Source organism: Bradyrhizobium sp. WSM1743, assembly GCF_000473065.1.
Classification (GTDB): domain Bacteria; phylum Pseudomonadota; class Alphaproteobacteria; order Rhizobiales; family Xanthobacteraceae; genus Bradyrhizobium.
The window spans coordinates 40286-63656 of the sequence record NZ_AXAZ01000047.1 but is presented as its reverse complement, the minus strand read 5'-3'; the positions used below and the strand labels follow the sequence as shown (position 1 = coordinate 63656).

Here is a 23371-nt window from a genome sequence, read left to right as displayed (position 1 = left end):
CCCTTCGACAACGCCAAGGCTGAAAGCTTCATGAAAACGCTCAAGGCTGAACAGATCAACGGCAAGGCCTTTGCCGACCTGAGCGACGCCCGCCGCCACATCAACAGCTTCATCGCGGAGGTCTACAACAAAGAGCGCCTGCACTCGGCGCTCGGATACCAGTCGCCCCTTGAGTTCGAAACCGCGTTCGCGCAAAACAACGCGCGGTAACGCATCGTGACAACCCCACTGTCACTGTAATTATCGTGTCTCACTTCAGGGGTGCAGTCCAGTGCACTAATCTCTGCACGGCGCGCTATCTGAGGCGCTGGTCAGCCTATTTTGTGCACTGTCACCGTAATTCCGTAATTCCGCGCCCGACACCGGGTTCACCAGCCGCTGATACTGCACCGCACAGATGTACGCGTTGGCGCCGGTCGGCATCTCCGCGAACAGCACGATGATGCCGACTGCCATTGGCGGCAAATCTAACGGCTTCGCGCGTCAGAGATCATCACGAGGACCAACGAACTTGATTAAAGGACCAATGTCATCCCGGTCCGCGGCCTTGAGAGCTGCGATGTAGGCGGTACGCCGCTCGTTCATCCTTTGAAGATCATGTCCGCCTGCCCAGTCGATTGGCTTTGCATTGTAGACGCGTTCTAGAACAGAATCCGCCATGATGCGGGCGTGCCTGCCGTTGCCATTGGGAAAGGGATGAATCCTTACAAGGCGATGATGCAGGCGAATTGCAGCTTCGGAAGGCGGGTAGGTTTTGTTGTCAGCCCAATACTGGGCGTCGCCTATAAGGGATCGAAGCTCTACAGGGATGTGGATGGGATCAATGCCGATGTTTTTCCCGGTTCGGCATCGCCGCGAACAGCACGATGACGCCGGCGGCGACCATGCGCCGCTACGACCCCAACCCAATAATCCTCCGCGCCATGCGCACATTGGCATAATCGATCATCTTGCCGTCCAGCGTGACCGCGCCCTGGCCTTGCGCTTCGGCTTGCTCCATGGCTTCGACGACCCGCCGTGCCTGGGCCAGCTCCTCACCCGACGGCACGAACGCGCGCAGCGTCGGGTCGATCTGGTCGGGGTGGATCACCTGCTTGCCGTCAAAGCCCATCGCCGCGGCTTTTTGCGCGCTGCTTTCGGTGAGCCTTCCATCGCGGAACGCGCCGCAGGGGCCGTCGATCGCGCGCAGGCCGAAGGCGCGTGCGGCCACCAGCAGGCGCATCATGGGATAGGCGAACAGGTCGAGCGGCGCGGAGGCGTAGCCGCTTTGCGCCGAGCCGACGTGGCGGTAGCCATCCGGCGAAATCCCGATGTCGGAGGTGCGGGCGCCGAGCGAGGCGGAGAGGTCTCCGACGCCGAGATGCAGCGCGGCCACGTTGTCGTGACACGCGGCGAGCGCGTCGACATTGACGAGGCCGAGCGCGGTCTCGATCAGCAGTTCGAGCGCGACCGGCGCAGCGCGATCCGGCGCGGCCGCGCGCAGCTGATCGGCGATGGCAGTGATATCGCTGGCGCGCTCCGCCTTCGGCACGATCACCGCATCCAGTCGCGGCAGCGCCGCCAGCGTGCGGATCTCCTGCGCGATGAACGGGCTGTCGACGGCGTTGAGCCTGACCGCGACGCGCTTGTTGCCCCAGTCGAGCGAGGACAGCGCGCGGACGGCTTCCTCCAGCGCAACACCCTTCTCGGATGGCGGCACGGCATCCTCGAGATCCATGAATACCGCATCTGCCGCGGAAGTCGCGGCCTTGACGACAAGGCGGACGCGATGCGCGGGGACAGCCAGATAGGCCCGGCTCGGTCGCGGCGAGACCATCGTCACGTTTCCCCGCCGAGGCCGAGTTCACCGAGGATGGCTTCGTTGTGCTCGCCGACATCAGGCACCGGATCCATCCGCGGCTTCACGCCGGGAATGGTGAGCGCCGGCAGGAAGCTCATCACCGGCCCGCATGGCGAGTCGACCGTCTGCACCCGCGAGCGCGCGTGGATTTGCTCATGCTGCAGGAAGGCCTCGACCGAGTTCAGATGCGCGTTGGCGATCGCGGCTTCGTCCAGCAGCCGCAGCACCTCTTCGCTGGTCATCGATGCAAAGCGCTGCTCGATATGCGCCTGCAGATCGTCGCGGTTCTGCATGCGCAGCGGATTGGTGCGGAAGCTCGGATGGTCGGCGAAGCCGGCGTCCCCAAGCACGATGCGGCACAGCGACCGCCATTCCCGATCGTTCTGGATGCCGAAGAAGATGGTGTTGCCGTCGCCGACCCGAAACGGGCCGTAAGGCGCGATCGTCGCATGCTTCGCGCCGGTGCGCGGCAGCGGCCGGCCCGTGCTTTCAGTGTAGAAGGCGGGATAGCTCATCCAGTCCGTGATGGAATCGAACAGCGAGGCCTGGAACGCCGTGCCCTTGCCGGTCCGCTCGCGGGCGTACAGCGCCATCAGCACGCCGTTCAGGATATACATGCCGGTGGCGATATCGACCACCGACAGCCCGACCTTGGCCGGCTCAGCCTCGGTGCCGTTGACGGCGAGCACGCCGGCCTCGCACTGGACCAGGAGATCATAGGCCTTCTTGTTGCTGTAGGGACCGCCAGTGCCATAGCCCGAGACGTCGCAGGCGATGAGGCGCGGAAATCTTTGCACGAGCGATGCGGCATCGAGGCCGAGCCGTTCCGCCGCGCCGGGCGCGAGGTTCTGGATGAACACGTCCGCCTGCGGCAGCAGGGCATCGAGCACCTTTCGGCCGTCCTCGCTCTTGATGTCGATGGCAAGGCTTTCCTTGGAACGATTGGTCCAGACGAACTGGCTCGACATGCCGTTCATCACATGATCGTAGTCCCGGCAGAAATCGCCCGCGCCCGGCCGCTCGATCTTGATCACCCGCGCGCCCCAATCCGCCAGATGCCGGCTGGCCAGCGGCGCCGCGATCGCCTGCTCCAGCGAGAGCACCATCACGCCCGACAACGGCAGCTCCGCCTCATTCCCGTCCATGCGATCGCCTCCACTCCCGCCAACAGCGCAGGAGACAAGCCGGCCACCCACGCGCATTTTTTGATGCTGCCATCATGCCCCTGTTTTGCCCGACGAGTCAAATTCGACTTCGCTAAATCCTAAGACAAGAAATGCGTAAGGATTGCCGTGACTTGGCTACTGTGCATGGGGTTGTTTTCGCAGTTTTGTGTTGAACGGCATCCCAAGCCTCCGCCTGAGCACCATCTCGCCAGCTCCGCCAAAGGTTCAGCTGCGGTGTCTGCCCACCCACGGCTGTCATCCCCCGCCTTGTGCGCAACCGCGCACTGGAGCGGGGGATCCAGTACGCCGCGGCTTCTCGGGGGACGTCCGGCGTCTCTGGAATACTGGGTCGCCCGGTCCAGTGCGCAATTGCGCACAAGGCCGGGCGACGACAGCGGAGAAGGCGGCCGCTCTCACCCTGTTGCCCAGACCGCACACGTCAGACCTTTCGCATCTCCCCTCGGTTGCCAACGAACCGCCGTTCACCCACTATTCGCACCGACTCGACATGTGGGGGAAATCGATGCCGGCATTTCGCTTGAAGAAGTCATTGGCCGTCGGAGGCCTCTCGCTGGCCCTCGCCGTCTTGGCGCTGCCGCGCTCAGGTTTCGCCTACACCCAGGAGGAGCAGCAGGCCTGCACGCCGGATGCGATGCGGCTGTGCGGCGAGTTCGTTCCGAACGTCGATGCCATCACCGCCTGCATGATCAAGAAGAAGGCGCAGCTCTCGCCGCAATGCCGGGTGTTCTTCCGCCCCGGCCCCGAGCCGGGCGAGTTGCGCGCCGGCAAGCCGACCAACATCGCGCCGAAGACCGCGAAGAAGAGCGCCAAGCCGGCGGCGAAGAAGAAGAAATCCAGCGAAGGCTGAGTCCCGAGCGAAGCGCGTTCCTGTTTTGAAACCTCCGTCCGGCCGGCAGCATCAGTCTCGCGACAGCCACCGGACTCGTTTTGTTCGCGCAACGCCGCGCAGCCCTGCAGCCGTTTCGGGCGCCCGCGACGGAAAAGAGTCGCCCGCAGGTTTGCGCGGCAAGGTTGCGTCGGCCCGCTCGTTGCTCAAAAAACGCACGATTGCCCGCGCGCGAAGCGTTTTGTTGCAGTTCGTGTGTGACGTCACAGTCAGCAGTGTGACTCAAATGCCAACACGCCTTGTTATTTCGTGGCCGCAACGCAACCTTTGATAAATTTTTCTTTCCCGAATCACCGCGCTGATTCATTTTCGCGGCCTGGGGTCAATCTGGAGGCCGAAGGTATGAACGTTATTGTTTTTGCATCGCGTAAAGGCGGCTCGGGCAAGAGTACCCTGGCTGCACATCTCGCCGCGCAGATCAAGGCGAGCAAGCAGGTCATGCTCGTGGATGCGGATCCGCAGGGCTCGCTGACGCTGTGGCACAAGCTGCGTGGCACCAACGAGCCGCCGATCAAGGCTGCCGTGAACTCCGTCAGCGGCATCGTCTCCGCTGCCAAGCGCGACGGTTATGAATGGGTGTTGATCGACACGCCGCCGAACCTGTCGGCCGTCGTCGACGACGCGATCCGCAATGCGACCATGGTGATCATTCCGGCGCGGCCCGGCGTGTTCGACGTCAACGCGGTTCAGGAAACCATCCAGATGTGCCGCGCGGCGCGCAAGCCCTACGCGGTCGTGCTCAACGGTGCGCCGGCGCGCCGTGATGAGGCCGAAAGCCCGATCGTCACCATCGCCCGCGAAGCGCTGGCGAAATTCCGCGCTCCGGTGTGGGGCGGCCAGATCACCAACCGTTCGGATTTGCTGATGGCGCTCAGCCACGGCGAAGGCGCGCGCGAGTATCAGGCCGAGAGCCGCGCGGCTCAGGAGATCGCAAGGCTGTGGGCGGCGATCGAGCGTTCGGTGAAGGCTATTCGCGGCACGGCGTCGGCGTCCGGCGCAATGCACAAGCAGGCCGCTTAATTTTCATTGGTCATTTCCTGGATACGAAAAACGCGCGGGCGAGCCGCGCGTTTTGCGTTTCCGGACCGATGCGGGTGTCTTACGCCACCAACAGCATGTAGAACACGATGACCGGCGACAAGGTGAGGATCACCGACCAGATGCCGGTCGCCCAGAGAATGTCCTCGGTGGTAAAGCCCTGCTGTCCGGCGTCGCAATGCGACGCCGGTTCATTATGACTATTCACAAACGCCTCCGCGATTTCTTCGCTTATGGCGCCAAACCTAACCGGGATGTTTTAAGATCCGGGTCGCTGCTACCTGCCAATTTGAACGTAGCCGTGACCTACGGATTAACCATCCCGCGCTCGCTCGCGTCAGCCGACCAGCCAGACGCGAAACAGCAGCACCGGCATCAGGCCGAGCATCACCGCCCAGAACCCGAACGACGACACCACCAGAATGCCCTGCAAGAGATCAGCCGGCGCGAATTGCCGCGCGGCCGTCGGCCGGATGCGATGCCCCATGGTCATTCCCCTCTGGAAGTCCTTTGCGGAAACGATAGGCCCGATTGCGTAAACGAGCCGTGGATGCGCCATGCGGCGGCTGCGAAGGGCGTTCGCGCGCTGTTAACCACGACCTGTCTTACCCTCTCCCCTTGCGGGAGGGGGTGGCTCGCCGCATAGCGGCGAGACGGGTGAGGGGTCTCTCTCCACGCACGCAGCTTTTGCCGTGCGGATAGATACCCCTCATCCGGCGCTTCGCGCCACCTTCTCCCGCAAGGGGAGAAGGAAGAGCAGCGTGCGCGTCGAGAGACAGTGCCGCTACGCCGCGACTTTCGTCCGTCGCTCGATCTCGCGATCGATCGCCGCCGCGAGCTCGCTGCTCACTTCCACCATCGGCAGGCGCACTTCGGCGCTGTCGATCAGGCCGCTGCGCCACAGCCAGTACTTCGCCGGCGCGGGGCTCGGCTCGGTGAACAAGAGCCGCGTCAGCTCGGCAACCTCCTGCCAGCGCGCCAGCGCCGCATCGTGGTTGCCGCGCTTCAGCTCGGCATACACGGCTGCAAAGGTCGCGGTCTCGACATGGGCCGACAGCACGATGCCGCCGTCGGCGCCGTCACTGAGCGCCTCGAAATAGTTGGCGTCCTCGCCGGTGAGCACGCGAAAGTCCTTCGGCCGGTCGCGCAGCAGCGCGATCGACTGCTCGCGGCTCGCGCCGCAATCCTTCAGGCCGACGATGTTCTTGTGCTCGGCAAGCCGCAGCATGGTCTGGTTGGTGATGTTGACCGCGCAGCGATAGGGAATGTTGTAGAGCGCGATCGGCCATGCGGCGTGGTCGGCGAGCGCCTCGAAATGCGCCAAGAGGCCGCGCTGCGACGGCCGCACGTAATAGGGGCTGGCGATCAGGTAACCGTCGATCGGCCAGTCCGCGGTCCCGTCGAGGCGCTCCTGCAGGCGCGAGGTGTCCGCGCCCGAGAGCCCGAGGCAGATCGGCAGGGTGCGGCCGCCGGCCGCCATCTCGTCGCGCACCACGGCGACGAGATGTTCGAGCTCGGCCCCCCGCAGCGTCATGCCTTCGCCGGAGGTCGCCCCCAGGATGAAGCCGTCGACGGCCTGCGTGCTGTAGTGCCGCGTCAGCCGCCGCAGCGACCTCTCGTCCAGTGCGCCGCCCTCAAATGGCGTCACCAGCGGCAGCCACAGCCCGTGCAAATGATCTCGTAATCCGGTCATGTTCCATCTCCTTCTCGGGAAAAAGCCTGAGACGGAGGGCACATGAAAAAACCCCGCCCAGGCGGCGGGGTTTTCGGGATTTGTTCGCGATGACGAAGTCAGCTAGTGCGCGCAAAATTCCGAGGCCCCGGGATGGGGGCCTTTTTTCGAGATGACTGCGCACGACTTCGTGATCATGTGTAAATGATGCGGGGTATGCCTGGAACTGTCAATACACGCGGAAGGCGAAGCCGCTTTTTGACGAAAAAAAGCCGGACCCGAGGGCCCGGCTTAGGTATTGGCCACGTGAGGCCGACACAATCACCTTCCAAGAGGGATTACTGAACTCCCGCGCCACTGGAGGAGGGGGACAAATGCGCAACGCGAAGGCTCAGCGTGCAAACATTATGGGCTTGCCGAGTGCCCTGCAGCAACAGCCGGGGCCGCATGTCAGTCATGCGGAAATCAGGACGGCCAGCGCTGCGCCTTGCTCACCACGAAGTCGCGGAACACCTGCACGCGCGCGACCGTCTTCAACTCCTCGGGATAGACGAAGTAGGTGTCGAGCTGGATCGAATCCGACTCGCCGAACAGCTGCACGAGCTTGCTCTGCTCCTCGACGAGGTAGTCGGGCAGGGCAGCGATGCCGAGCCCCTGCTGACAGGCGCGCACGAGTCCCAGGATGTTGTTGACCTTGAAATAGGCTTCGCGCGGACCCGATCCGTTGCGACCGGCTTCGACCAGCCAGTTGCGGTTCTGTAAGTGCGGCGCGAAGTTGCCATCGGCAAGCGTGATGATGCGGTGCGAGTCGAGCTCCTCCAGCGTGCGCGGCGTGCCGAAGCGCTTGATGTATTCCGGTGAGCAATAGGCGTGGAAGCCCATCGCGAACAGCTTGCGCTGGATCAGATCCGGCTGCGTCGGCTTGCGGGTGCGGATCGCGACGTCCGCCTCGCGCATCGACAGATCGAGCTCCTCGTCGGTGACGATCAGCGAGATCCGGATCTCCGGATAGAGCGCGGTGAACTCGCCGAGCCGCGGGATCAGCCAGTTGATGCCGACGCCAGGCGTGGTGGTGATCTTGAGGTCGCCGCTCGGCCGCTCGCGGCTGTCGGTCAGCTTGGCGCGCGCCGCCTGAAGCTGCATGAACACGTCATGCGCAGTGCGGAACAACAGGTCGCCCTGCTCGGTGAGGATCAGGCCGCGGGCGTGGCGGTGGAACAGCGAGACCGAGAGCTCCTGCTCCAGCGCCGAGACCTGGCGCGACACCGCCGATTGCGACAGGCCGAGCTGCTCGCCCGCATGCGTGAAGCTGCCCGCTTCCGCCGCCGCGTGAAACACCTTCAGCTTGTCCCAGTCCATATCCGTAAATCCGTCGCGTGTTCGAGGCATGATTCTATTCCGCTGCCGCGCGCTCGCTGGCGCGAAGGGCCAAGAAACGTTCGGCTTCGAGTGCGGCCATGCAGCCGAGGCCGGCGGCCGTCACGGCCTGGCGATAGGTCTCGTCGGCGACGTCGCCGGCGGCGAACAGGCCGGGCACCGAGGTGGCGGTCGAGTTCGGGGCGACCTCGACATAGCCCGACGGTTTCAGCTTGACCTGATCCTTGACGAGTTCGGTCGCCGGCGCATGGCCGATGGCGATGAAGACGCCGTCGGCCTTCACGTCCTTCAGTGCGCCGGACCTGACGTTCCTGAGCCGGACATGGGTGACCTTGTTGGGGTTCTCGGTGCCGCAGATCTCGTCGACGGCGGAGTCCCAGATCACCTTGATCTTCGGATGCTTGAACAGGCGTTCCTGCAGGATGCGCTCGGCGCGGAAGTGATCGCGACGATGCACGATGGTGACCTGCGAGGCATGGTTGGTGAGGTACAGGGCTTCCTCGACCGCGGAGTTGCCGCCGCCAACCACGATGACTTCCTTGCCGCGGTAGAAGAAGCCGTCGCAGGTGGCGCAGGCCGACACCCCGCCGCCCTGGAACTTCGCCTCGGACGGCAACCCAAGCCAGCGCGCCTGCGCGCCCGTGGCGAGGATCACGGCGTCGGCGAGATAGACGTCGCCGCTGTCGCAGGTGAGGCGGAAGGGCCGCTGCTTAGTGTCAAGCTTGATGACCAGGTCAGTGACGACCCTGGTGCCGACATGGACCGCCTGCTTCTCCATCTGCTCCATCAGCCAGGGGCCCTGGATCACGTCGGCGAAGCCCGGATAGTTCTCGACGTCGGTGGTGATGGTGAGCTGGCCACCGGGCTGGATGCCCTGGATCAGGATCGGCTCGAGCATCGCGCGCGCGGCGTAGATCGCCGCCGTGTAGCCGGCGGGGCCGGAGCCGATAATGACGACCTTTGCATGAACAGGAGCGGACATTTCGATGGACGCCTTTCACGGGGGATTTGCAGCGCGGGCGCGGAACATGCCGGGAGGCCTCGCGGAGGCGCTGAAATATCAGAGCCAATCTAAGCGTTCTGGTGAGCCATGCAAGAATTGCATTCCCTCTCGGCGGATTTTTCCAACAGGGAACAAAAGTCGATTTGCGCTGCGCGCGCAATAAAATTGCGCCGCCCGTGTGGACTGGGCTATGAGGATTTCGACAAATCACCCATACCGTCCGCAAAGGGCAGGAGTTCCAATCACGTGTCGCGGAACCTGGACGAGATCGACCTGAAAATTCTCGCCGAGATTCAGGCCGACGGTCGAATCACCAATGTCGAGCTGGCCAAGCGCGTCGGCATCTCGCCGCCCCCCTGCCTGCGTCGCGTCCGCGCGCTGGAGGAGGAGGGCTATATCCATGGCTATCGGGGCCTCCTGGACGCGCGCAAGCTCGGTTTCGACGTTACCGTGTTCGCCGTCGTGCACCTGTCCAGCCAGGCCGAGGCGGATTTGCGCGCCTTCGAGGAATTCGTCCGCGCCGAGCCGTTGGTGCGGGAATGCTGGATGCTGTCGGGCGAAGTCGATTTCATCCTGAAATGCGTCGCCCCCGACATGGCGACTTTCCAGGATTTCGTCACGCACCTCACCGCGGCGCCCCATGTCCGCAACGTGCGGACGTCATTGGTGCTGCACAATTCGAAATACGAGGCGGCGGTGCCGCTGGAGGTGAAGGGGAGAAGGTAGCCGGCGCCAAGCGGGCTTCCAATCCGTCATCCTGAGGCGCGAGGCATGGGGCGCAATGCGTCCCATGGGGAGCCTCGAAGGATGCACGGCCCGCTTGCAGCAGCGCGCGGCAACAGCCGGGCCGTTGCCCTTCGAGGGCCGCTGAAGAAGCGGCCAACTCAGGGTGACGGTGATGGAGTTGTGCTCGCTGCATCAACATCGTCATTGCGAGCGTAGCGAAGCAATCCAGAGTCTTTCCGCAGTGGCAGTTTGGATTGCTTCGCTGCGCTCGCAATGACGTGTGGCGAGAGTGTGAGCGCTTTCACAACACGCGAAAGCAAAAAGGCCGCGCGTTGCGCGGCCTTTTCCAATTCGCCACCATGTGCAGCGGCAAATCCCTACCGCCACTCCACCTTGGTGATCTCGTACGCCTTGGCGCCGCCGGGCGTGTTGACTTCGACGGAAGCGCCCTTCTTCTTGCCGATCAGCGCGCGCGCGAGTGGCGAGGTGATGGAAATGCGGCCCTTCTTGGCGTCGGCCTCGACCTCGCCGACGATCTGCCACACCGTCTTCTTCTCGGTGTCCTCGTCGACCAGCGTCACCGTGGCGCCGAACTTGATGGTGTCGCCGGACAGTTTCGAGATATCGATGATGTCGGCGCGCGCGAGCTTGTCCTCGAGCTCGGCGATGCGGCCCTCATTGTGGGACTGCTCTTCCTTTGCGGCGTGATATTCCGCGTTTTCCGACAGGTCTCCGTGCGAGCGCGCCTCTGCGATATGCTCGATGATCCGCGGACGGTCCACGGACTGGCGCTGCTTCAATTCTTCCCCGAGCGCAACAAAGCCGGCCTGGGTCATCGGAACCTTTTCCATCGTCTCTCTCGTCCTTCGATCGTGCGCCCCAAACGCGGATGGGCGCCGCAACCTTGATTCGTCAGTGTTTCCGGAGTCCAGCGCGAAGGACGCTCGGAACGTTGACAGATATGGGCTTAGCGCCGGAACAGAACCACCACCCGGCCGGACAGTTCCTGCGGCCATTGTGGCTTCATTGCCAATCACTTAGCGGAAGCTTCGCCGCCGCTAGCGATCAGGTTTCCGAAAAGTAGCTCTGCAGGGTACGAACCTCAAGGTCCCCGCCCAGATAGGCGCGGATGCCCTGCGCGGCCGCCACGGCCCCGGAAAGAGTGGTGTAATACGGCACTTTATGCAAGAGGGCCGCGCGCCGCAGCGAACGGCTATCCGCCAGCGCCTGCGGGCCTTCGGTGGTGTTGAAGACGAGCTGGACGTCGCCATTGGTGATGGCATCGACGATGTGCGGCCGGCCCTCCAGCACCTTGTTCACCTTCTCGGTCGGGACGCCCTGGTCGGTCAGGAAGCGCGCGGTGCCCGACGTCGCCAGCACCTTGAAGCCGAGCGAATGCAGTTCGCGAACGGCATCGGCGATGCGCGTCTTGTCGCTTTCGCGCACCGAGACGAACACCGTGCCTTTGCGTGGTACCCGCGTGCCGCCGCCGAGCTGGCTCTTGGCGAAGGCGACCTCGAAGTTGCGGTCGATGCCCATGACCTCGCCGGTCGAGCGCATCTCGGGGCCAAGCACCGTGTCGACGCCGGGGAAGCGCGCGAACGGAAACACCGATTCCTTGACGCCGACGTGCTTGAGCGCCGCCCTCTTCAGCTTGAAATCGGCGAGCTTCTCGCCCGCCATGATGCGCGCGGCGATCTTGGCGACCGGCGTGCCGATCACCTTGGCCACGAACGGCACGGTGCGCGAAGCGCGCGGATTGACCTCGAGCACGTAGATCTCGCCGTCCTTGATGGCGTATTGCACGTTCATCAGGCCAATGACGTCGAGGCCGAGCGCGAGCTCGCGGGTCTGCCGCTCCAGCTCCTCGATCATCTTCGCATCGAGCGAGTGCGGCGGAAGCGAGCACGCGCTATCGCCCGAGTGGATGCCGGCTTCCTCGATGTGCTCCATGATGCCGACGATGAAGGTGTCCTTGCCGTCGCAGAGGCAGTCGACGTCGACTTCGGTGGCATCAGACAGATAACGGTCGAACAGCAGCGGGTTCTTGCCGAGCACGGTGTTGATCTGCCCGGTCTTGTCGTTCGGATAGCGCGCCTTGACGTCGGCAGGCACCAGCTCCGGCAGCGTGCCGAGCAGATAGTCGTTGAGCTGGTTCTCTTCGCGGATGATCTGCATGGCGCGGCCGCCGAGCACGTAGGACGGGCGCACCACCAGCGGCAGGCCGAGATCGGCGGAGACGAGGCGAGCCTGCTCGACCGAGTAGGCGATGCCGTTCTTCGGCTGCTTGAGCCTGAGCTTGTCGAGCACGCGCTTGAAGCGGTCGCGGTCCTCGGCGAGGTCGATGGCGTCGGGCGAGGTGCCGAGGATCGGCACTTCGGCGGCTTCCAGCGCACGCGCCAGCTTCAGCGGCGTCTGGCCGCCGAACTGCACGATCACCCCGTGCAGCGTGCCCTTGCTGCGCTCCGTCGCGATGATCTCCAGCACGTCCTCGGCGGTAAGCGGCTCGAAATAGAGCCGGTCGGCGGTGTCGTAGTCAGTCGACACCGTCTCCGGATTGCAGTTGACCATGATGGATTCGTAGCCGGCATCGTGCAGCGCGAAGCAGGCATGGCAGCAGCAATAGTCGAACTCGATGCCCTGACCGATGCGGTTGGGGCCGCCGCCGAGAATGATGACCTTCTTCTTGTCGGATGGCGTGCTCTCGTCCGCCGGTGCGCCTGCAAACGGCGCCTCGTAGGTCGAATACATGTAGGCGGTCGGCGAGGCGAACTCGGCCGCGCAGGTGTCGATGCGCTTGTAGACCGGGCGAACGCCGAGCGCGTGGCGCTTCGCCTTGACCTCGGCCTCTGTCGTCTCGGCGAGCACGGCGAGCCGCGCGTCGGAGAAGCCCATGGCCTTCAGGGTGCGCATGCCGAAGGCGTTGCCGGGCAGGCCGTTCTTCCTGACCTTCTCCTCCATGTCGACGATGCCGCGCATCTCGCCGAGGAACCACGGATCGATCTTGCAGGAGTTGAAGATGTCTTCGTTCGACCAGCCGAGCCGCATGGCCTGGGCGACCTGAAGGATGCGGTTCGGCGTCGGCGTGCCGAGCGCGGCGCGGATCGCATTCTTGTCGTCGTCGCGGCCGAGACCCTCGATCTCGATCTCGTCGAGGCCGGTTAATCCGGTCTCGAGCCCGCGCAGTGCCTTTTGCAGGCTTTCCTGGAAGGTGCGGCCGATCGCCATGACTTCGCCGACCGACTTCATCGACGTGGTCAGCGTGGTCGAGGCGCCCGGGAATTTCTCGAAGGCAAAACGCGGCACCTTGGTGACGACATAGTCGATGGTCGGCTCGAACGAGGCCGGCGTGGCGCCGCCGGTGATGTCGTTGGCGATCTCGTCGAGCGTGTAGCCGACCGCGAGCTTGGCGGCGACCTTTGCGATCGGAAAGCCGGTGGCTTTCGAGGCCAGCGCGGAGGAGCGCGACACGCGCGGATTCATCTCGATGACGACCATGCGGCCGTCTTCGGGATTGACGCCGAACTGCACGTTGGAGCCGCCGGTCTCGACCCCGATCTCGCGCAGCACCGCCAGCGAGGCGTCGCGCATGATCTGGTATTCCTTGTCGGTCAGCGTCAGCGCCGGGGCCACCGTGATGGAATCGCCGGTGTGCACGCCCATCGGATCGAGGTTCTCGATCGAGCAGACGATGATGCAATTGTCGTTCTTGTCGCGCACCACCTCCATCTCGTACTCTTTCCAGCCGAGCACGGATTCCTCGATCAGCACTTCGTTGGTGGGAGACGCGTCCAGGCCGCGCTCGATGATGTCGAGAAACTCTTCCTTGTTGTAGGCGATGCCGCCGCCGGTGCCGCCCATGGTGAAGGAGGGGCGGATGATCGCGGGCAGGCCGATCTCGGACAGCGCCATCATCGCCTGGCCCAGCGCATATTCCTGATAGCGCTTGCGGCGGTCGCCTTCGCCGAGTGTCCATTGCCGGTCGAGCTCTTCGAGCGCCGCGCCCGACAGCTTCTCGCGTTCGGCGTGGTACTTGTCGCGGAACGACTTCTTCAGCTCGGAGGCGTTGGCGAGCCGCGACTTCGGCGTCTGCAGCCCGATCTTCTCCATGGCGTTGCGGAATAGCTGGCGGTCTTCGGCCTTGTCGATGGCGTCAGCGGTGGCGCCGATCATCTCGACGTCGAACTTCTCCAGCGTGCCTTGCCGGCGCAGCGATAGTGCGCAGTTCAGCGCGGTCTGGCCGCCCATGGTCGGCAACAGCGCGAAGCCGCCGGGAATGATGTAACGTTCCTTCTCGATGATCTTGGCGACGATCTCGGGCGTGATCGGCTCGATATAGGTCGCATCGGCCAGTTCCGGATCGGTCATGATGGTGGCCGGGTTGGAATTGACGAGGACGATGCGATAGCCCTCTTCCTTCAGCGTCTTCACCGCCTGAGTGCCCGAATAGTCGAACTCGCAGGCCTGGCCGATCACGATGGGGCCGGCGCCGATGATCAGGATGGTGGTGATGTCTGTACGTTTGGGCATCAACTCTCGCCGAAGTGGAATTTGGGCACAAAAAAAGGGCGCGCTTGCCGCGCGTCCCCTTGTGCGAGAGCGCGGGGTCTTCCCTCGCGCGCGGGTGGGTCTTAGACCAGTTTTCGGGGCGGCGAAACCCCGAAAAATGCCCATCAACCGGCAATTTTGACGGGTTTTGGCCGGGCCTGCCAGCCACGGGCGAGGTGCACCACAAGCGAGGCCGCAACGCTCGATCCGCCGATCCAGCCGAGGTCGTTTGGCGAGAGGGTGGCGAGCACCGCGCCGCCCAGTGCCCCGCCGATGGCAAAGCCGAGATACATCGATGAGGCGTTGAGCGAGAGCGCGATCATCGAGGCCTGCGGCTCGATCCGGATGATGCTGGCGAGCTGGGCCGGATAGAACGCCCAGCCCGAGAGGCCCCAGAGGAAGATCGCGCCGAGCACCGCGTAATGCGCCTGGCCGGGCATCAGCTTCAGGACCAGCGAATGCAGGATCAGGGCGCCCGCCATGCCGGCGAGCCCGAGGCCTGCGGTCGCTAGCGTGCCGAGCCGGTCGGCCAGGACGCCACCAAGCATGTTCCCGATCGCCGCCGCGCCGCCAAACACCAGCAGAGCAAGGCTGATTTGTGAGGGGTCGAAGCCGAGGCCGCGCAGCGGGACTGCGAAATAGGTGAACACCGTGAAGCCGCCCAGCGCCCATAACATCGTGATCAGAAGCGCGACCACAACGTGGCCGTGGCGCGCCACCGCCAGCCGTTCGCTGAGCGAGGCCGTGTTGCGCGGCAGGCCTTTGGGCAGGCCGAGCAGCAGGCCGGCGAGCGCGACGGCGCCGATCAGGGCGACCATGGCAAAGGTCGCGCGCCAACCGAGCAGGCTCCCGACGAGATTGCCGAAGGGAACGCCGACCACGGTCGCAACCGTGAGCCCCGCGGTGACCAGCGCCACCGCGCGGCCGCGCCGTTCTGGGGAGGCGACGGCGACCGACACCGCGAGCGCCGTCGGCATGCAAAGCCCGGAACCCAGTGCCATCAGCATCCGCGAGGCCAGCAGCAGGGCGTAGTTGGGAGCCGCCATGGCCGCGATATTTCCGGCAATGAAGGTCGTCAGCGCCAAAGCCAGCACGGTGCGGCGATCGACATTGTTCAGCGCCACCGCCAGGACCGGCGAGCCCACGGCATAGGTGAGAGCGTAGGCGGTCACCAATTGGCCCGCGGCCGAGACCGAAATTGACAGATCGCTCGCAATCGCAGGCAAAAGGCCAGCAATCACAAACCCTTCGGTGCCGATCGCAAAGGCCCCCAGGGCCAGCCAGAAGACGCTCATCGGTAATCCCTTATGTTCAACGTTTATTGAACTATCGAACGAAGCGGTCTCGGTGTCAATTGGTTCAAGAACTATTGAACATTGTCGTCGCATCGCTATGATTCTGGGACCATGAGTCGCACGCCGCACCATCCCACCCGCGAGCAGATCGAGCTGCCGATGGTCCTGGATTGCCTGAGTGATCCGATCCGTCTGGCGATCGTCTACCAGCTCGCCCAGCAGGAACGTGTCAGCAGCGAACTCCGCTGCAGCGACTTCAGCGCGCTGAGCGGCAAGTCGAACCTCGCCTATCACTTCGCCAAGCTGCGCGACTGCGGCCTGATGCGCACTCGCGTGGCGGGCACCAACCGCTTCATGCGGCTGCGACGTGAGGACCTGGAGGCGCGTTTTCCCGGCCTGCTCGATGCCGTGCTCGGCTCTGCAGCCAAGGATGCGGACAGGCTCCCGCTCGTGTCCGGCTGCGAATTGGTCGAGGTTGACCGAAAATGAGGCGGTTGTGCGTGGGCCGCTGATGAGCCCGGCGCGTCGCGATATCCGGCGTTCTGGGTGGCAGTCCGTCTACGCTTCCGCTTCGCTCCAGCTACGCCGGACACGCTACGATAGGGCTTGCCTAGCCGAAGCTGGCGGAGCCAGCGAAGGCTGGAGACCCGGCCTGGATTTGAACCAGGATGAAGAGCGATGCACCGCTCCCGCGTAGACGCTTCCGCCACCGGGCCGGCGCGATCATTAGCGGTCGCAGTGCGATAAGGCTACAACGGCTAATTGTTATGCTTAACGAACCAAAGGCGGCCGCGCGATGAAGGTCATGCGCCAGCGATTATGGCCGATGTTGCTGTGGGCGCGCTGGACCGCGAAGCCCGCCGCCTTCAGCTTGGCGGTGATCTCGTCCTCGCTGTAGCGCTGAAGCCCGATGCGCGTGCGCAGATGACGGTAATCAGACAGTGCGGTGCTGATCAGCCCGAGCAGCGCGTCCTTCAGGAAGCCGTGGCGCAGACCGAAGCCGAGCAGCGCCATCACGTCCCTGACCATGCCGACATTGGGCTGGAGGATATCGCCAAGCACCAGCTTGCCGGAGGGTTTTAGGATGCGGCGGATGTTGAGGAGGGCGGCATCGAGCTCCTCAGGCGTCATGTATTGCGCGACCGAGTTCATCACGGCGAGATCGATCGACTGGTCCTGCATCTTGCGGACGTCATCGAGCGAGCGGACGCGGATCTTGGTGTTCGGGGCGAACCGCGCGATCAGCCGGCCGCGCACGCCCGGCGCCGGTTCGGCGAGGATCAGCTTGCCGCAGGCGACGGCCACCTGGCTCGCCGACAGCGCTTCCCCGCAGGCATAGTCCAGCACCGTCGCATCGGGCGAGGGGATGTAGCCGATGATGTCCCGCGCGATGATCTGGAAGTGCAAGTCGCGATGCAGCTTGCTGACATAGATCGTATGCGTCGAGTCGTAATAATCGATCCAATCGTCCATGGTATTCGAAGGTCCCGGCCAAATGGTTCCTGCTCAGGAACCGGCGCTGCCCGCCTTGCGTTAGGGGTGCGACGGCGCGCCGTCAATGTCCGCGTCCTAACAGGAAGGTCTCCCGTGAGCAAAACCAACAACAAGATCTCGCCCGATCTCGACACCCCCACTGATCTGCCGTCCGACGGAGTCAAGAAGGTCTCGGAAGCGCTCAACGTGCTGCTGGCCGACGCGTTCGCGCTTTATCTCAAGACCAAGAATTTCCACTGGCACACCAGCGGCCGGCATTTCCGCGATTATCATTTGCTGCTCGACGAGCAGTCCGACCAGATCTTCGCCACCACCGACCAGCTTGCCGAGCGCGTCCGCAAGATCGGCGGCACCACGCTGAAATCGATCGGCCAGGTCGCAAAGCTCCAGACCATCAAGGACAACAACGAGGACTATGTCCCGCCGCGGGAGATGCTGCGCGAGCTGATGCAGGACAACAAGCACGTCGCAGCTGCGATGCGCAAGGCGCACGAGGTCTGCGACGAGGCCGGCGACGTCGCCAGCGCCAGCATCCTCGAGGTCTTCATCGACGAGACCGAGCGCCGCACCTGGTTCCTGTTCGAGGCCACCCGCCAGGAGGGCAGCAACGCGGCGTAACAGGGATGCGTAGGTGGGTTAGCCGTGCGGACTGCGCGAAGCGCGCACTGCTCGGCGTAACCCACCTCTTCTGCTTCCGCGGTGAAAGAGGTGGTGGGTTACGGCGGCTAACCCACCCTACGCACCGGCCTTGTGGCTATCGCCACAACCGCATCAACGCCCCATCCTGGCCCGTCACGGGATCGGCCGGCGGCAGCGCCACCTTCGGAATCGTCTTCAGCGCTTCGGCGTGGTTCTCCGGCGTCGCCCGTGTGATCTCCATCTTTGCGCCCGGCGGATAGGCGCCGATCACGCAGAAATCATCGCTCGCCTGGATGCATTGATGACCGGTGCCGGCCGGCAGGATCGCGACGTCGCCCGCCTTGATCTGAAGCTCCTGGCCATGATCGCCGCCGAAGCGGACGCGGGCGCTGCCGCGCGCAACCCCGAGCACTTCGTGCACCGTCGCATGATAATGCAGATAGTCGTAGACGCCGTTGCGCCACGTCCCGCCCCAGCCGTTCGCTTCGAACAGGTTTTCGATGGTCTCTTCCGGACGCTTGGGATCGAGCTTCACCGCGCCCTGGTAGACCAGGAACGGAAGGATGTTGTTCGGCACGAGGCCATCGTCTTCGAAGACGATGGCGAGCGGCTCGGCATTGTCGCGGACGACGGACATAGCAGGCTCCGACTACACGAAGATGCCAAGACAACATCGAAGAAGGAGGAGGCGTTCCTGCGGAGGTCTCGTGTCCCGGACGCGATGCAGCGCGAAAGCGATGCGTCGCTGAGCCGGGACCCAGCATGTCGCTGCTATGGGCCCCGGTTCAGCAGCGCATCACGCCGCGAAGGTCGGCGTGCTGTGCTGCGCCCTGGGCACGCAAGAGCGCCTTACGCGCTCCTCTTCTGCCGCATCAGGTCGGCAAAGCGCTGGAACAGATAATGCGAGTCGCGCGGGCCGGGCGAGGCCTCGGGGTGGTACTGCACCGAGAACACCGGCTTGCCGTCGAGCTGGATGCCGCAATTGGAGCCGTCGAACAGCGAGATGTGGGTTTGCGTCGCGCCCTTCGGCAGCGTCGTCTCGTCGACGGCAAAGCCGTGATTCATCGAGGTGATCTCGACCTTGCCGGTGGTCTCGTCCTTCACCGGGTGATTGGCACCGTGATGGCCCTGATGCATCTTCTTCGTCCTGGCGCCGACGGCAAGGCCGAGCATCTGGTGACCGAGGCAAATGCCGAATGTCGGCGTGCCCGACTTGATCACGTCCCGGATCACAGGCACGGCATATTTGCCGGTCGCAGCCGGATCGCCCGGACCGTTGGACAGGAATACGCCATCCGGCTTCATCGCCAGGATGTCCTCGGACGACGTCGTTGCCGGCACCACCGTCACCTTGCAGCCGACGCCGGCGAGCAGGCGCAGGATGTTGCGCTTGATGCCGTAGTCGATGGCGACGACGTTGAACTCCGGCTTCTCCTGCCGGCCGAAGCCTTTGTCCCACAGCCAAGGCGTCTCGTCCCAGGTGAAGCGCTGGCCGCTTGTGACCATCGGCACGAGGTCCATGCCCTCGAGGCCGGGCCATTCGCGTGCTTCTTCCTTGAGGCCGTGCAGGTCGAACTCGCCGGTCCTGGAATGCGCGATCACGGCATTGGGCATGCCCTTGGAGCGGATCAGCGCGGTCAGCGCGCGGGTGTCGATGCCGGAGAGGCCGATGATGCCGCGTGCCTTCAGCCATTGGTCGAGATGCTTGGTGGCGCGGTAGTTCGAGGGATCGGTGATTGCGGTGCGCAGGATCACGCCGCGCGCGCCCGGCGTCGCGGCCATGTTCACCGTCTCGATGTCGTCCTCGTTGGTGCCGACATTGCCGATATGCGGGAAGGTGAAGGTGATGAGCTGGCCGGCATAGGAGGGATCGGTCAGGATCTCCTCATAGCCGGTCATCGCGGTGTTGAAGCAGACCTCACCGACGGCATGGCCTTCGGCGCCGAGACCAAAGCCCTCGAGCACCGTGCCGTCGGCAAGCACGAGGAGCGCGGTCGGTTTGTGGTCCGGCCAAGCGGGATCGTTGTCATGTTGTGTCATGAGCCCGCTTCATAAGCCCCCCGCGCGTGCCCGTCAAAGCGGGAACAGGCCGATTCACATGCGTTTTTGCATATTTGACGGGCGGCTTCAGGCACTTAGGTCGGAACTGGCAATTTTGAGCCATTTCGAGCCTCCGCGAGGAAACAATGCGCCGGCCGCCGGTCCGGTATGGCCTCTTACGCGCGAACGGCTTAGATCATGCGCGAACGATTGAGAGGACCGGACATGCTGCGCGACGACATCAACAATGCGGTCAAGGAGGCCATGAAGGCCAAGGACGAGCGCAAGCTGTCCACGCTGCGCATGGTCAATTCGACCATCAAGAACGCCGACATCGATGCCCGCGGCAGCGGCAAGCCGCCGTTGTCGGACGCCGACATCCTCGCCGTGCTGCAGAAGATGATCAAGCAGCGCCAGGAAGCGGTCGAGCTCTACGATAAGGGCGGCCGTGCCGAGCTTGCCGCGCAGGAGCGCGAGGAGATCGCGGTGATCTCGGCGTATTTGCCGAAGCAGATGTCGGAGGAGGACGTGAAAAAGGCGATCGCAGGCGCGATCGCCGAGACCGGCGCCGCCGGCATGAAGGACATGGGCAAGGTGATCGCCGTGCTGCGCGCGAAATACGCCGGCCAGATGGACTTCGGCAAGGCGTCCGGCTTGGTGAAGGCGGCGCTGTCGGGCTAGGCCGTTCTTACCCTCTCCTCTTGTGGGAGGTGCCTCGCGAAGCGAGGCGGGTGAGGGGTATCTCTCCACGCGCGCCTCGTCCGCAACGCGTTGGCCGGATGCGGAGCTCGTCGACGACTGGAGCCGGGGCGCGCCGCTGAAGTGGATCCAGGAGATCTGCACCTATTCGGCGAACGACCACGATTGGCGGGCCGGAGCTGCTCGTGCGGGATGTCAGAATGTTCTTCGCGACGCTGCGGTAGCTCTCGCCGTCATTCCGGGGTGCCCGTAGGGCGAACCCGGAATCTCGAGATTCCGGGTTCGACGCTGGCGCGTCGCCCCGGAATGACGTCTCGGGACTTGTTCCGAGCGTACGTGGATCTAGAGTGGGCGATAACAACAAGACACGGGGAAGACGACCAGGCCCATGCTCACCGAAGCCAAGAGCTATGACGAGCTCACCCGCAACTTCCGCTGGGATATCCCCGCACGCTTCAACATGGCGGAGGCGTGCTGCGACCGCCATGCCGACGGCACCGGCCGGCTTGCACTGATCTATGTCGACGAGAACGGCACCACCACGCGCACCACATTCGACGAGGTCGCGGAGATGTCGCGCCGTTTCGCCAATGTGCTGAAGGCGGATGGGCTTGTCCGAAGCGACCGCGTCGCAGTGTTCCTGTCGCAGTCGCTGGAGCTGCCGATCGCGCACATGGCGGCGTTCCGCTCCGGCATGATCTCGATCCCGCTGTTTGCGCTGTTCGGCGAGGACGCGCTGGAATTCCGCCTGTCGAATTCGCAGGCAAGAGCCATCATCACCGACGAGGCGGGCTGGGAGAAGCTCACCAAGATCCGCGACCGGCTGCCCTATTTGCAGGACATCTATGTCACGAGCAGCGCCGTCCACGCCGGTGCAAAGCCGTTCTGGTCAGCGATCGAATCCGCGTCCGAAGATTTTGCAAACGTCGACACCTCATGCGACGATCCCGCGCTGATCATCTACACCTCCGGCACGACCGGCAACCCGAAGGGCGCGCTGCATGCGCACCGCGTCGTGCTCGGTCATCTGCCCAATGTGGAGATGTGCCACAACTTCTTACCCAAGCCCGGCGATCTCATGTGGACGCCGGCGGACTGGGCGTGGATCGGCGGCCTCGTCAACGGCCTGCTGGCGTTCTGGTATCACGGCATTCCCCTGGTCGGCCATCGCGCGCGAAAGTTCGAGCCGCAGGCGGCGATGCAAATGATGGCCGATCTGTCCGTGCGCAACGTCTTCCTGCCGCCGACGGCCCTGAAGCTGATGCGGCAGGCCGGGGTGAAGCATCCGGGTGTCAAGCTGCGCAGCATTTTCACCGGCGGTGAATCGCTCGGCGGCGAATTGCTCGGCTGGGTGCGCGAGACTTTCGGTATCGACGCACACGAGGTGTTCGGCCAGACCGAGTGCAATCTCGTGATCGGTAGCAACTCCAACCTGTTCCCGATCCGCCCCGGCGCGATGGGCAAGGCGACGCCGGGCTTCGACGTCCGCATCGTCAACGACAAGGGCGAGGAATTGCCGCGCGGCCAGCGCGGCATCATCGGCGTGCGTCAGCCGTGCCCGGTCACCATGCTCGAATATTGGCGCAATCCCGAAGCGACCGCGAAGAAATATGCCGGCGAGTTCCTGCTCACCGGTGATCTCGGCGTGCAGGATGAGGACGGCTATTTCTGGTATGTCAGCCGCGAGGACGACGTCATCACCACCGCCGGCTATCGCGTCGGCCCGTCGGAGATCGAGCACACGCTGATGAAGCATCCGTCGGTGGCGATGGCCGCCGTGGTCGGCATTCCCGATCCGATCCGGACCGAATCGATCAAGGCCTGGATCGTGCTGCGTCCGGGCTTTACCGGCACCGATGCGCTCGCGCGCGAGATCCAGGAATTCGTCAAGGTGCAGCTCGCCGCGCACGAATATCCGCGCTTCGTGGAATTCGCGGAGACGCTGCCGATGACGGCGACCGGCAAGGTGCTGCGGCGCGAGCTGCGGGCGAGGGGCTAGCTTCCGACAATGGCCAAGACGTCTCAAACCGCGGGGCTTCACCGCGCCTCGCTTGCAAAGCTGCACGAGCTCGATGCGGCGCTGGAGCTGATGTATTACGGCTGGCGCGGGATGACGCTGGAGGCCGACGGCTATCTCGCCAAGCAGGGCCTGTCGCGCCCGCATCATCGTATCCTCTATGTGGTGGCGCGCCGGCCCGACATCGCGATCGGCGCGCTGATCGAGATTCTTGGCATTTCCAAGCAGGCCCTGAACCGGCCGCTCAATCTGCTCCTGGAGCGCAAGCTCCTGACGTCGAAGCGCTCGCCGGAGCAGCACCGCTCGAAACTGCTGCGCCTGACGGAAGCGGGACGCCGCATCGAGCAGCGGGCCTCGGACCACGAGCGCAAGGTCCTGCGCGCGGCGTTCGATCGCGTCGGGGCGACCGGTGCGGCTGGGTGGGTGGGCGTGATGGAGGCGATCGCCGACAACAACTGACCGAAACCTCAAGTCAACATAGTTGACATGAGGAGCGGGGTTTGCCACTTTCCCGGCCACGAGCCGGGGGAGGATTCTTGTCATGAGCGGGCAGGCAATGAACCGCGCAGCCGCCGAACGCTTTGTCGCGGCATGGTGCGCGAATTGGTGCAGGGTCGATATCGACGCGGTGGTCGCGCACTTCGCCGACGATGCGCAGATGCGCAGCCCGCTCGCTCTCACCCTGACGGGTTCTCCGACCGTCACCGGCGCTGAGAACATCCGCGCCTACTGGCGGAAAGCCTATGGCCACATCGAAAGTGCCGACCTGAAGATCCTGAGCTGGAGCTGGGACGAGGCGATCGCGCGACTGACGGTGTGGTGGCAGCTGGGCGACACCCGCGCCAGCGAGTTCATGGACTTCGACGGTGCGGGCCGCATCGTGCGCAGTGAAGCCTTTTACGGAAAATAG

At 64.2% G+C, this 23371-nt stretch carries 25 protein-coding genes and 1 pseudogene; 11 read left to right on the top strand and 15 right to left on the bottom strand.

Annotated elements, in window-relative coordinates; genetic code table 11:
* A partial coding sequence (locus tag YU9_RS0125155; protein WP_027575291.1) for an integrase core domain-containing protein occupies positions 1-210 on the top strand: 210 nt, incomplete at its 5' end.
* Positions 211-276: 66 nt separating this feature from the next.
* Here the strand turns inward: YU9_RS0125155 and YU9_RS50145 are convergent.
* The 4 genes from YU9_RS50145 to YU9_RS0125140 are packed head-to-tail and all read right to left on the bottom strand — an operon-like array spanning position 277 to position 2985.
* Positions 277-456, bottom strand: a complete 180-nt coding sequence (locus YU9_RS50145) for a hypothetical protein (protein WP_027575290.1) — start codon at positions 454-456, stop codon at positions 277-279.
* 27 nt (positions 457-483) lie between these two features.
* Positions 484-933: a mobile mystery protein B gene (locus tag YU9_RS46150; protein ID WP_245266521.1), complete on the bottom strand. Its 450-nt coding sequence runs from the start codon at positions 931-933 to the stop codon at positions 484-486.
* On the bottom strand, positions 893-1816 hold the full coding sequence (locus tag YU9_RS0125145) for a CoA ester lyase (protein ID WP_027575289.1): 924 nt from the start codon (positions 1814-1816) through the stop codon (positions 893-895). The genes YU9_RS46150 and YU9_RS0125145 overlap by 41 nt, the downstream gene beginning before the upstream one ends.
* A 2-nt stretch (positions 1817-1818) precedes the next feature.
* Complete coding sequence (locus YU9_RS0125140; protein WP_027575288.1) at positions 1819-2985, bottom strand: CaiB/BaiF CoA-transferase family protein; 1167 nt, start codon at positions 2983-2985, stop codon at positions 1819-1821.
* 544 nt (positions 2986-3529) lie between these two features.
* Between YU9_RS0125140 and YU9_RS0125135 the strand changes: the two genes are divergently transcribed.
* Positions 3530-3874 carry a hypothetical protein gene (locus YU9_RS0125135; protein WP_027575287.1) on the top strand — a complete coding sequence of 115 codons (345 nt, stop codon included), beginning with the start codon at positions 3530-3532 and terminating at the stop codon, positions 3872-3874.
* Positions 3875-4255: 381 nt separating this feature from the next.
* The gene (locus YU9_RS0125130) at positions 4256-4933 is read left to right on the top strand and encodes a ParA family protein (protein WP_027575286.1); all 678 of its coding nucleotides are present in this window, start codon (positions 4256-4258) and stop codon (positions 4931-4933) included.
* 79 nt (positions 4934-5012) lie between these two features.
* Here the strand turns inward: YU9_RS0125130 and YU9_RS48095 are convergent, their stop codons facing one another.
* The 5 genes from YU9_RS48095 to trxB form a co-directional block, all read right to left on the bottom strand.
* On the bottom strand, positions 5013-5159 hold the full coding sequence (locus tag YU9_RS48095; RefSeq protein WP_198028298.1) for a hypothetical protein: 147 nt from the start codon (positions 5157-5159) through the stop codon (positions 5013-5015).
* Between the two features lie 129 nt (positions 5160-5288).
* Positions 5289-5438, bottom strand: a complete 150-nt coding sequence (locus tag YU9_RS49195; RefSeq protein ID WP_167406957.1) for a hypothetical protein — start codon at positions 5436-5438, stop codon at positions 5289-5291.
* A 297-nt stretch (positions 5439-5735) separates the two neighbouring features.
* A complete protein-coding gene (locus tag YU9_RS0125115; protein WP_027575285.1) occupies positions 5736-6644 on the bottom strand; it encodes a 4-hydroxy-tetrahydrodipicolinate synthase in 909 nt (302 codons plus the stop codon).
* Positions 6645-7088: 444 nt separating this feature from the next.
* Complete coding sequence (locus YU9_RS0125110) at positions 7089-8012, bottom strand: LysR family transcriptional regulator (RefSeq protein WP_027575284.1); 924 nt, start codon at positions 8010-8012, stop codon at positions 7089-7091.
* 4 nt (positions 8013-8016) lie between these two features.
* Positions 8017-8982, bottom strand: a complete 966-nt coding sequence (gene trxB / locus YU9_RS0125105) for a thioredoxin-disulfide reductase (RefSeq protein ID WP_027575283.1) — start codon at positions 8980-8982, stop codon at positions 8017-8019.
* 267 nt (positions 8983-9249) lie between these two features.
* Between trxB and YU9_RS0125100 the strand changes: the two genes are divergently transcribed.
* Positions 9250-9729: an Lrp/AsnC family transcriptional regulator gene (locus YU9_RS0125100; RefSeq protein WP_027575282.1), complete on the top strand. Its 480-nt coding sequence runs from the start codon at positions 9250-9252 to the stop codon at positions 9727-9729.
* 377 nt (positions 9730-10106) lie between these two features.
* Here YU9_RS0125100 and greA read toward each other — a convergent pair whose 3' ends face one another.
* The 3 genes from greA to YU9_RS0125085 form a co-directional block, all read right to left on the bottom strand.
* Complete coding sequence (gene greA, locus YU9_RS0125095; RefSeq protein WP_027563740.1) at positions 10107-10580, bottom strand: transcription elongation factor GreA; 474 nt, start codon at positions 10578-10580, stop codon at positions 10107-10109.
* A 214-nt stretch (positions 10581-10794) separates the two neighbouring features.
* Positions 10795-14259 (bottom strand): carbamoyl-phosphate synthase large subunit, encoded by a 3465-nt coding sequence (gene carB / locus YU9_RS0125090; RefSeq protein ID WP_027575281.1) that lies wholly within the window; start codon positions 14257-14259, stop codon positions 10795-10797.
* Positions 14260-14402: 143 nt separating this feature from the next.
* Positions 14403-15572 carry an MFS transporter gene (locus YU9_RS0125085; RefSeq protein ID WP_027575280.1) on the bottom strand — a complete coding sequence of 390 codons (1170 nt, stop codon included), beginning with the start codon at positions 15570-15572 and terminating at the stop codon, positions 14403-14405.
* Positions 15573-15683: 111 nt separating this feature from the next.
* On the opposite strand from YU9_RS0125085, the gene YU9_RS0125080 reads away from it, so the two are divergent.
* Positions 15684-16061, top strand: coding sequence for a helix-turn-helix transcriptional regulator (locus YU9_RS0125080; RefSeq protein WP_027575279.1), 378 nt, complete (start codon positions 15684-15686; stop codon positions 16059-16061).
* 282 nt (positions 16062-16343) lie between these two features.
* Here the strand turns inward: YU9_RS0125080 and YU9_RS0125075 are convergent, their stop codons facing one another.
* On the bottom strand, positions 16344-17045 hold the full coding sequence (locus tag YU9_RS0125075) for a class I SAM-dependent methyltransferase (protein ID WP_027575278.1): 702 nt from the start codon (positions 17043-17045) through the stop codon (positions 16344-16346).
* 114 nt (positions 17046-17159) lie between these two features.
* Between YU9_RS0125075 and YU9_RS0125070 the strand changes: the two genes are divergently transcribed.
* Positions 17160-17684 (top strand): Dps family protein, encoded by a 525-nt coding sequence (locus YU9_RS0125070; protein ID WP_027575277.1) that lies wholly within the window; start codon positions 17160-17162, stop codon positions 17682-17684.
* A gap of 136 nt (positions 17685-17820) precedes the next feature.
* On the opposite strand, the gene YU9_RS0125065 is transcribed toward YU9_RS0125070, so the two are convergent.
* The gene (locus YU9_RS0125065) at positions 17821-18342 is read right to left on the bottom strand and encodes a cupin domain-containing protein (RefSeq protein ID WP_027575276.1); all 522 of its coding nucleotides are present in this window, start codon (positions 18340-18342) and stop codon (positions 17821-17823) included.
* A gap of 212 nt (positions 18343-18554) precedes the next feature.
* Complete coding sequence (gene carA / locus YU9_RS0125060) at positions 18555-19745, bottom strand: glutamine-hydrolyzing carbamoyl-phosphate synthase small subunit (RefSeq protein ID WP_027575275.1); 1191 nt, start codon at positions 19743-19745, stop codon at positions 18555-18557.
* Between the two features lie 225 nt (positions 19746-19970).
* Between carA and YU9_RS0125055 the strand changes: the two genes are divergently transcribed.
* The 5 genes and pseudogenes from YU9_RS0125055 (at position 19971) to YU9_RS0125040 (ending at position 23371) form a co-directional block, all read left to right on the top strand.
* Complete coding sequence (locus tag YU9_RS0125055) at positions 19971-20426, top strand: GatB/YqeY domain-containing protein (protein WP_027575274.1); 456 nt, start codon at positions 19971-19973, stop codon at positions 20424-20426.
* An 85-nt stretch (positions 20427-20511) separates the two neighbouring features.
* Positions 20512-20640 (top strand): annotated as a pseudogene (locus YU9_RS50140) (epoxide hydrolase N-terminal domain-containing protein); the annotation flags it as partial.
* A gap of 192 nt (positions 20641-20832) precedes the next feature.
* Entirely contained in the window at positions 20833-22443 is a 1611-nt protein-coding gene (locus YU9_RS0125050) for an acyl-CoA synthetase (RefSeq protein ID WP_027575273.1), read from the top strand.
* Positions 22444-22452: 9 nt separating this feature from the next.
* Positions 22453-22920: a MarR family winged helix-turn-helix transcriptional regulator gene (locus YU9_RS0125045; RefSeq protein ID WP_027575272.1), complete on the top strand. Its 468-nt coding sequence runs from the start codon at positions 22453-22455 to the stop codon at positions 22918-22920.
* Positions 22921-23002: 82 nt separating this feature from the next.
* Positions 23003-23371: a nuclear transport factor 2 family protein gene (locus tag YU9_RS0125040; protein WP_027575271.1), complete on the top strand. Its 369-nt coding sequence runs from the start codon at positions 23003-23005 to the stop codon at positions 23369-23371.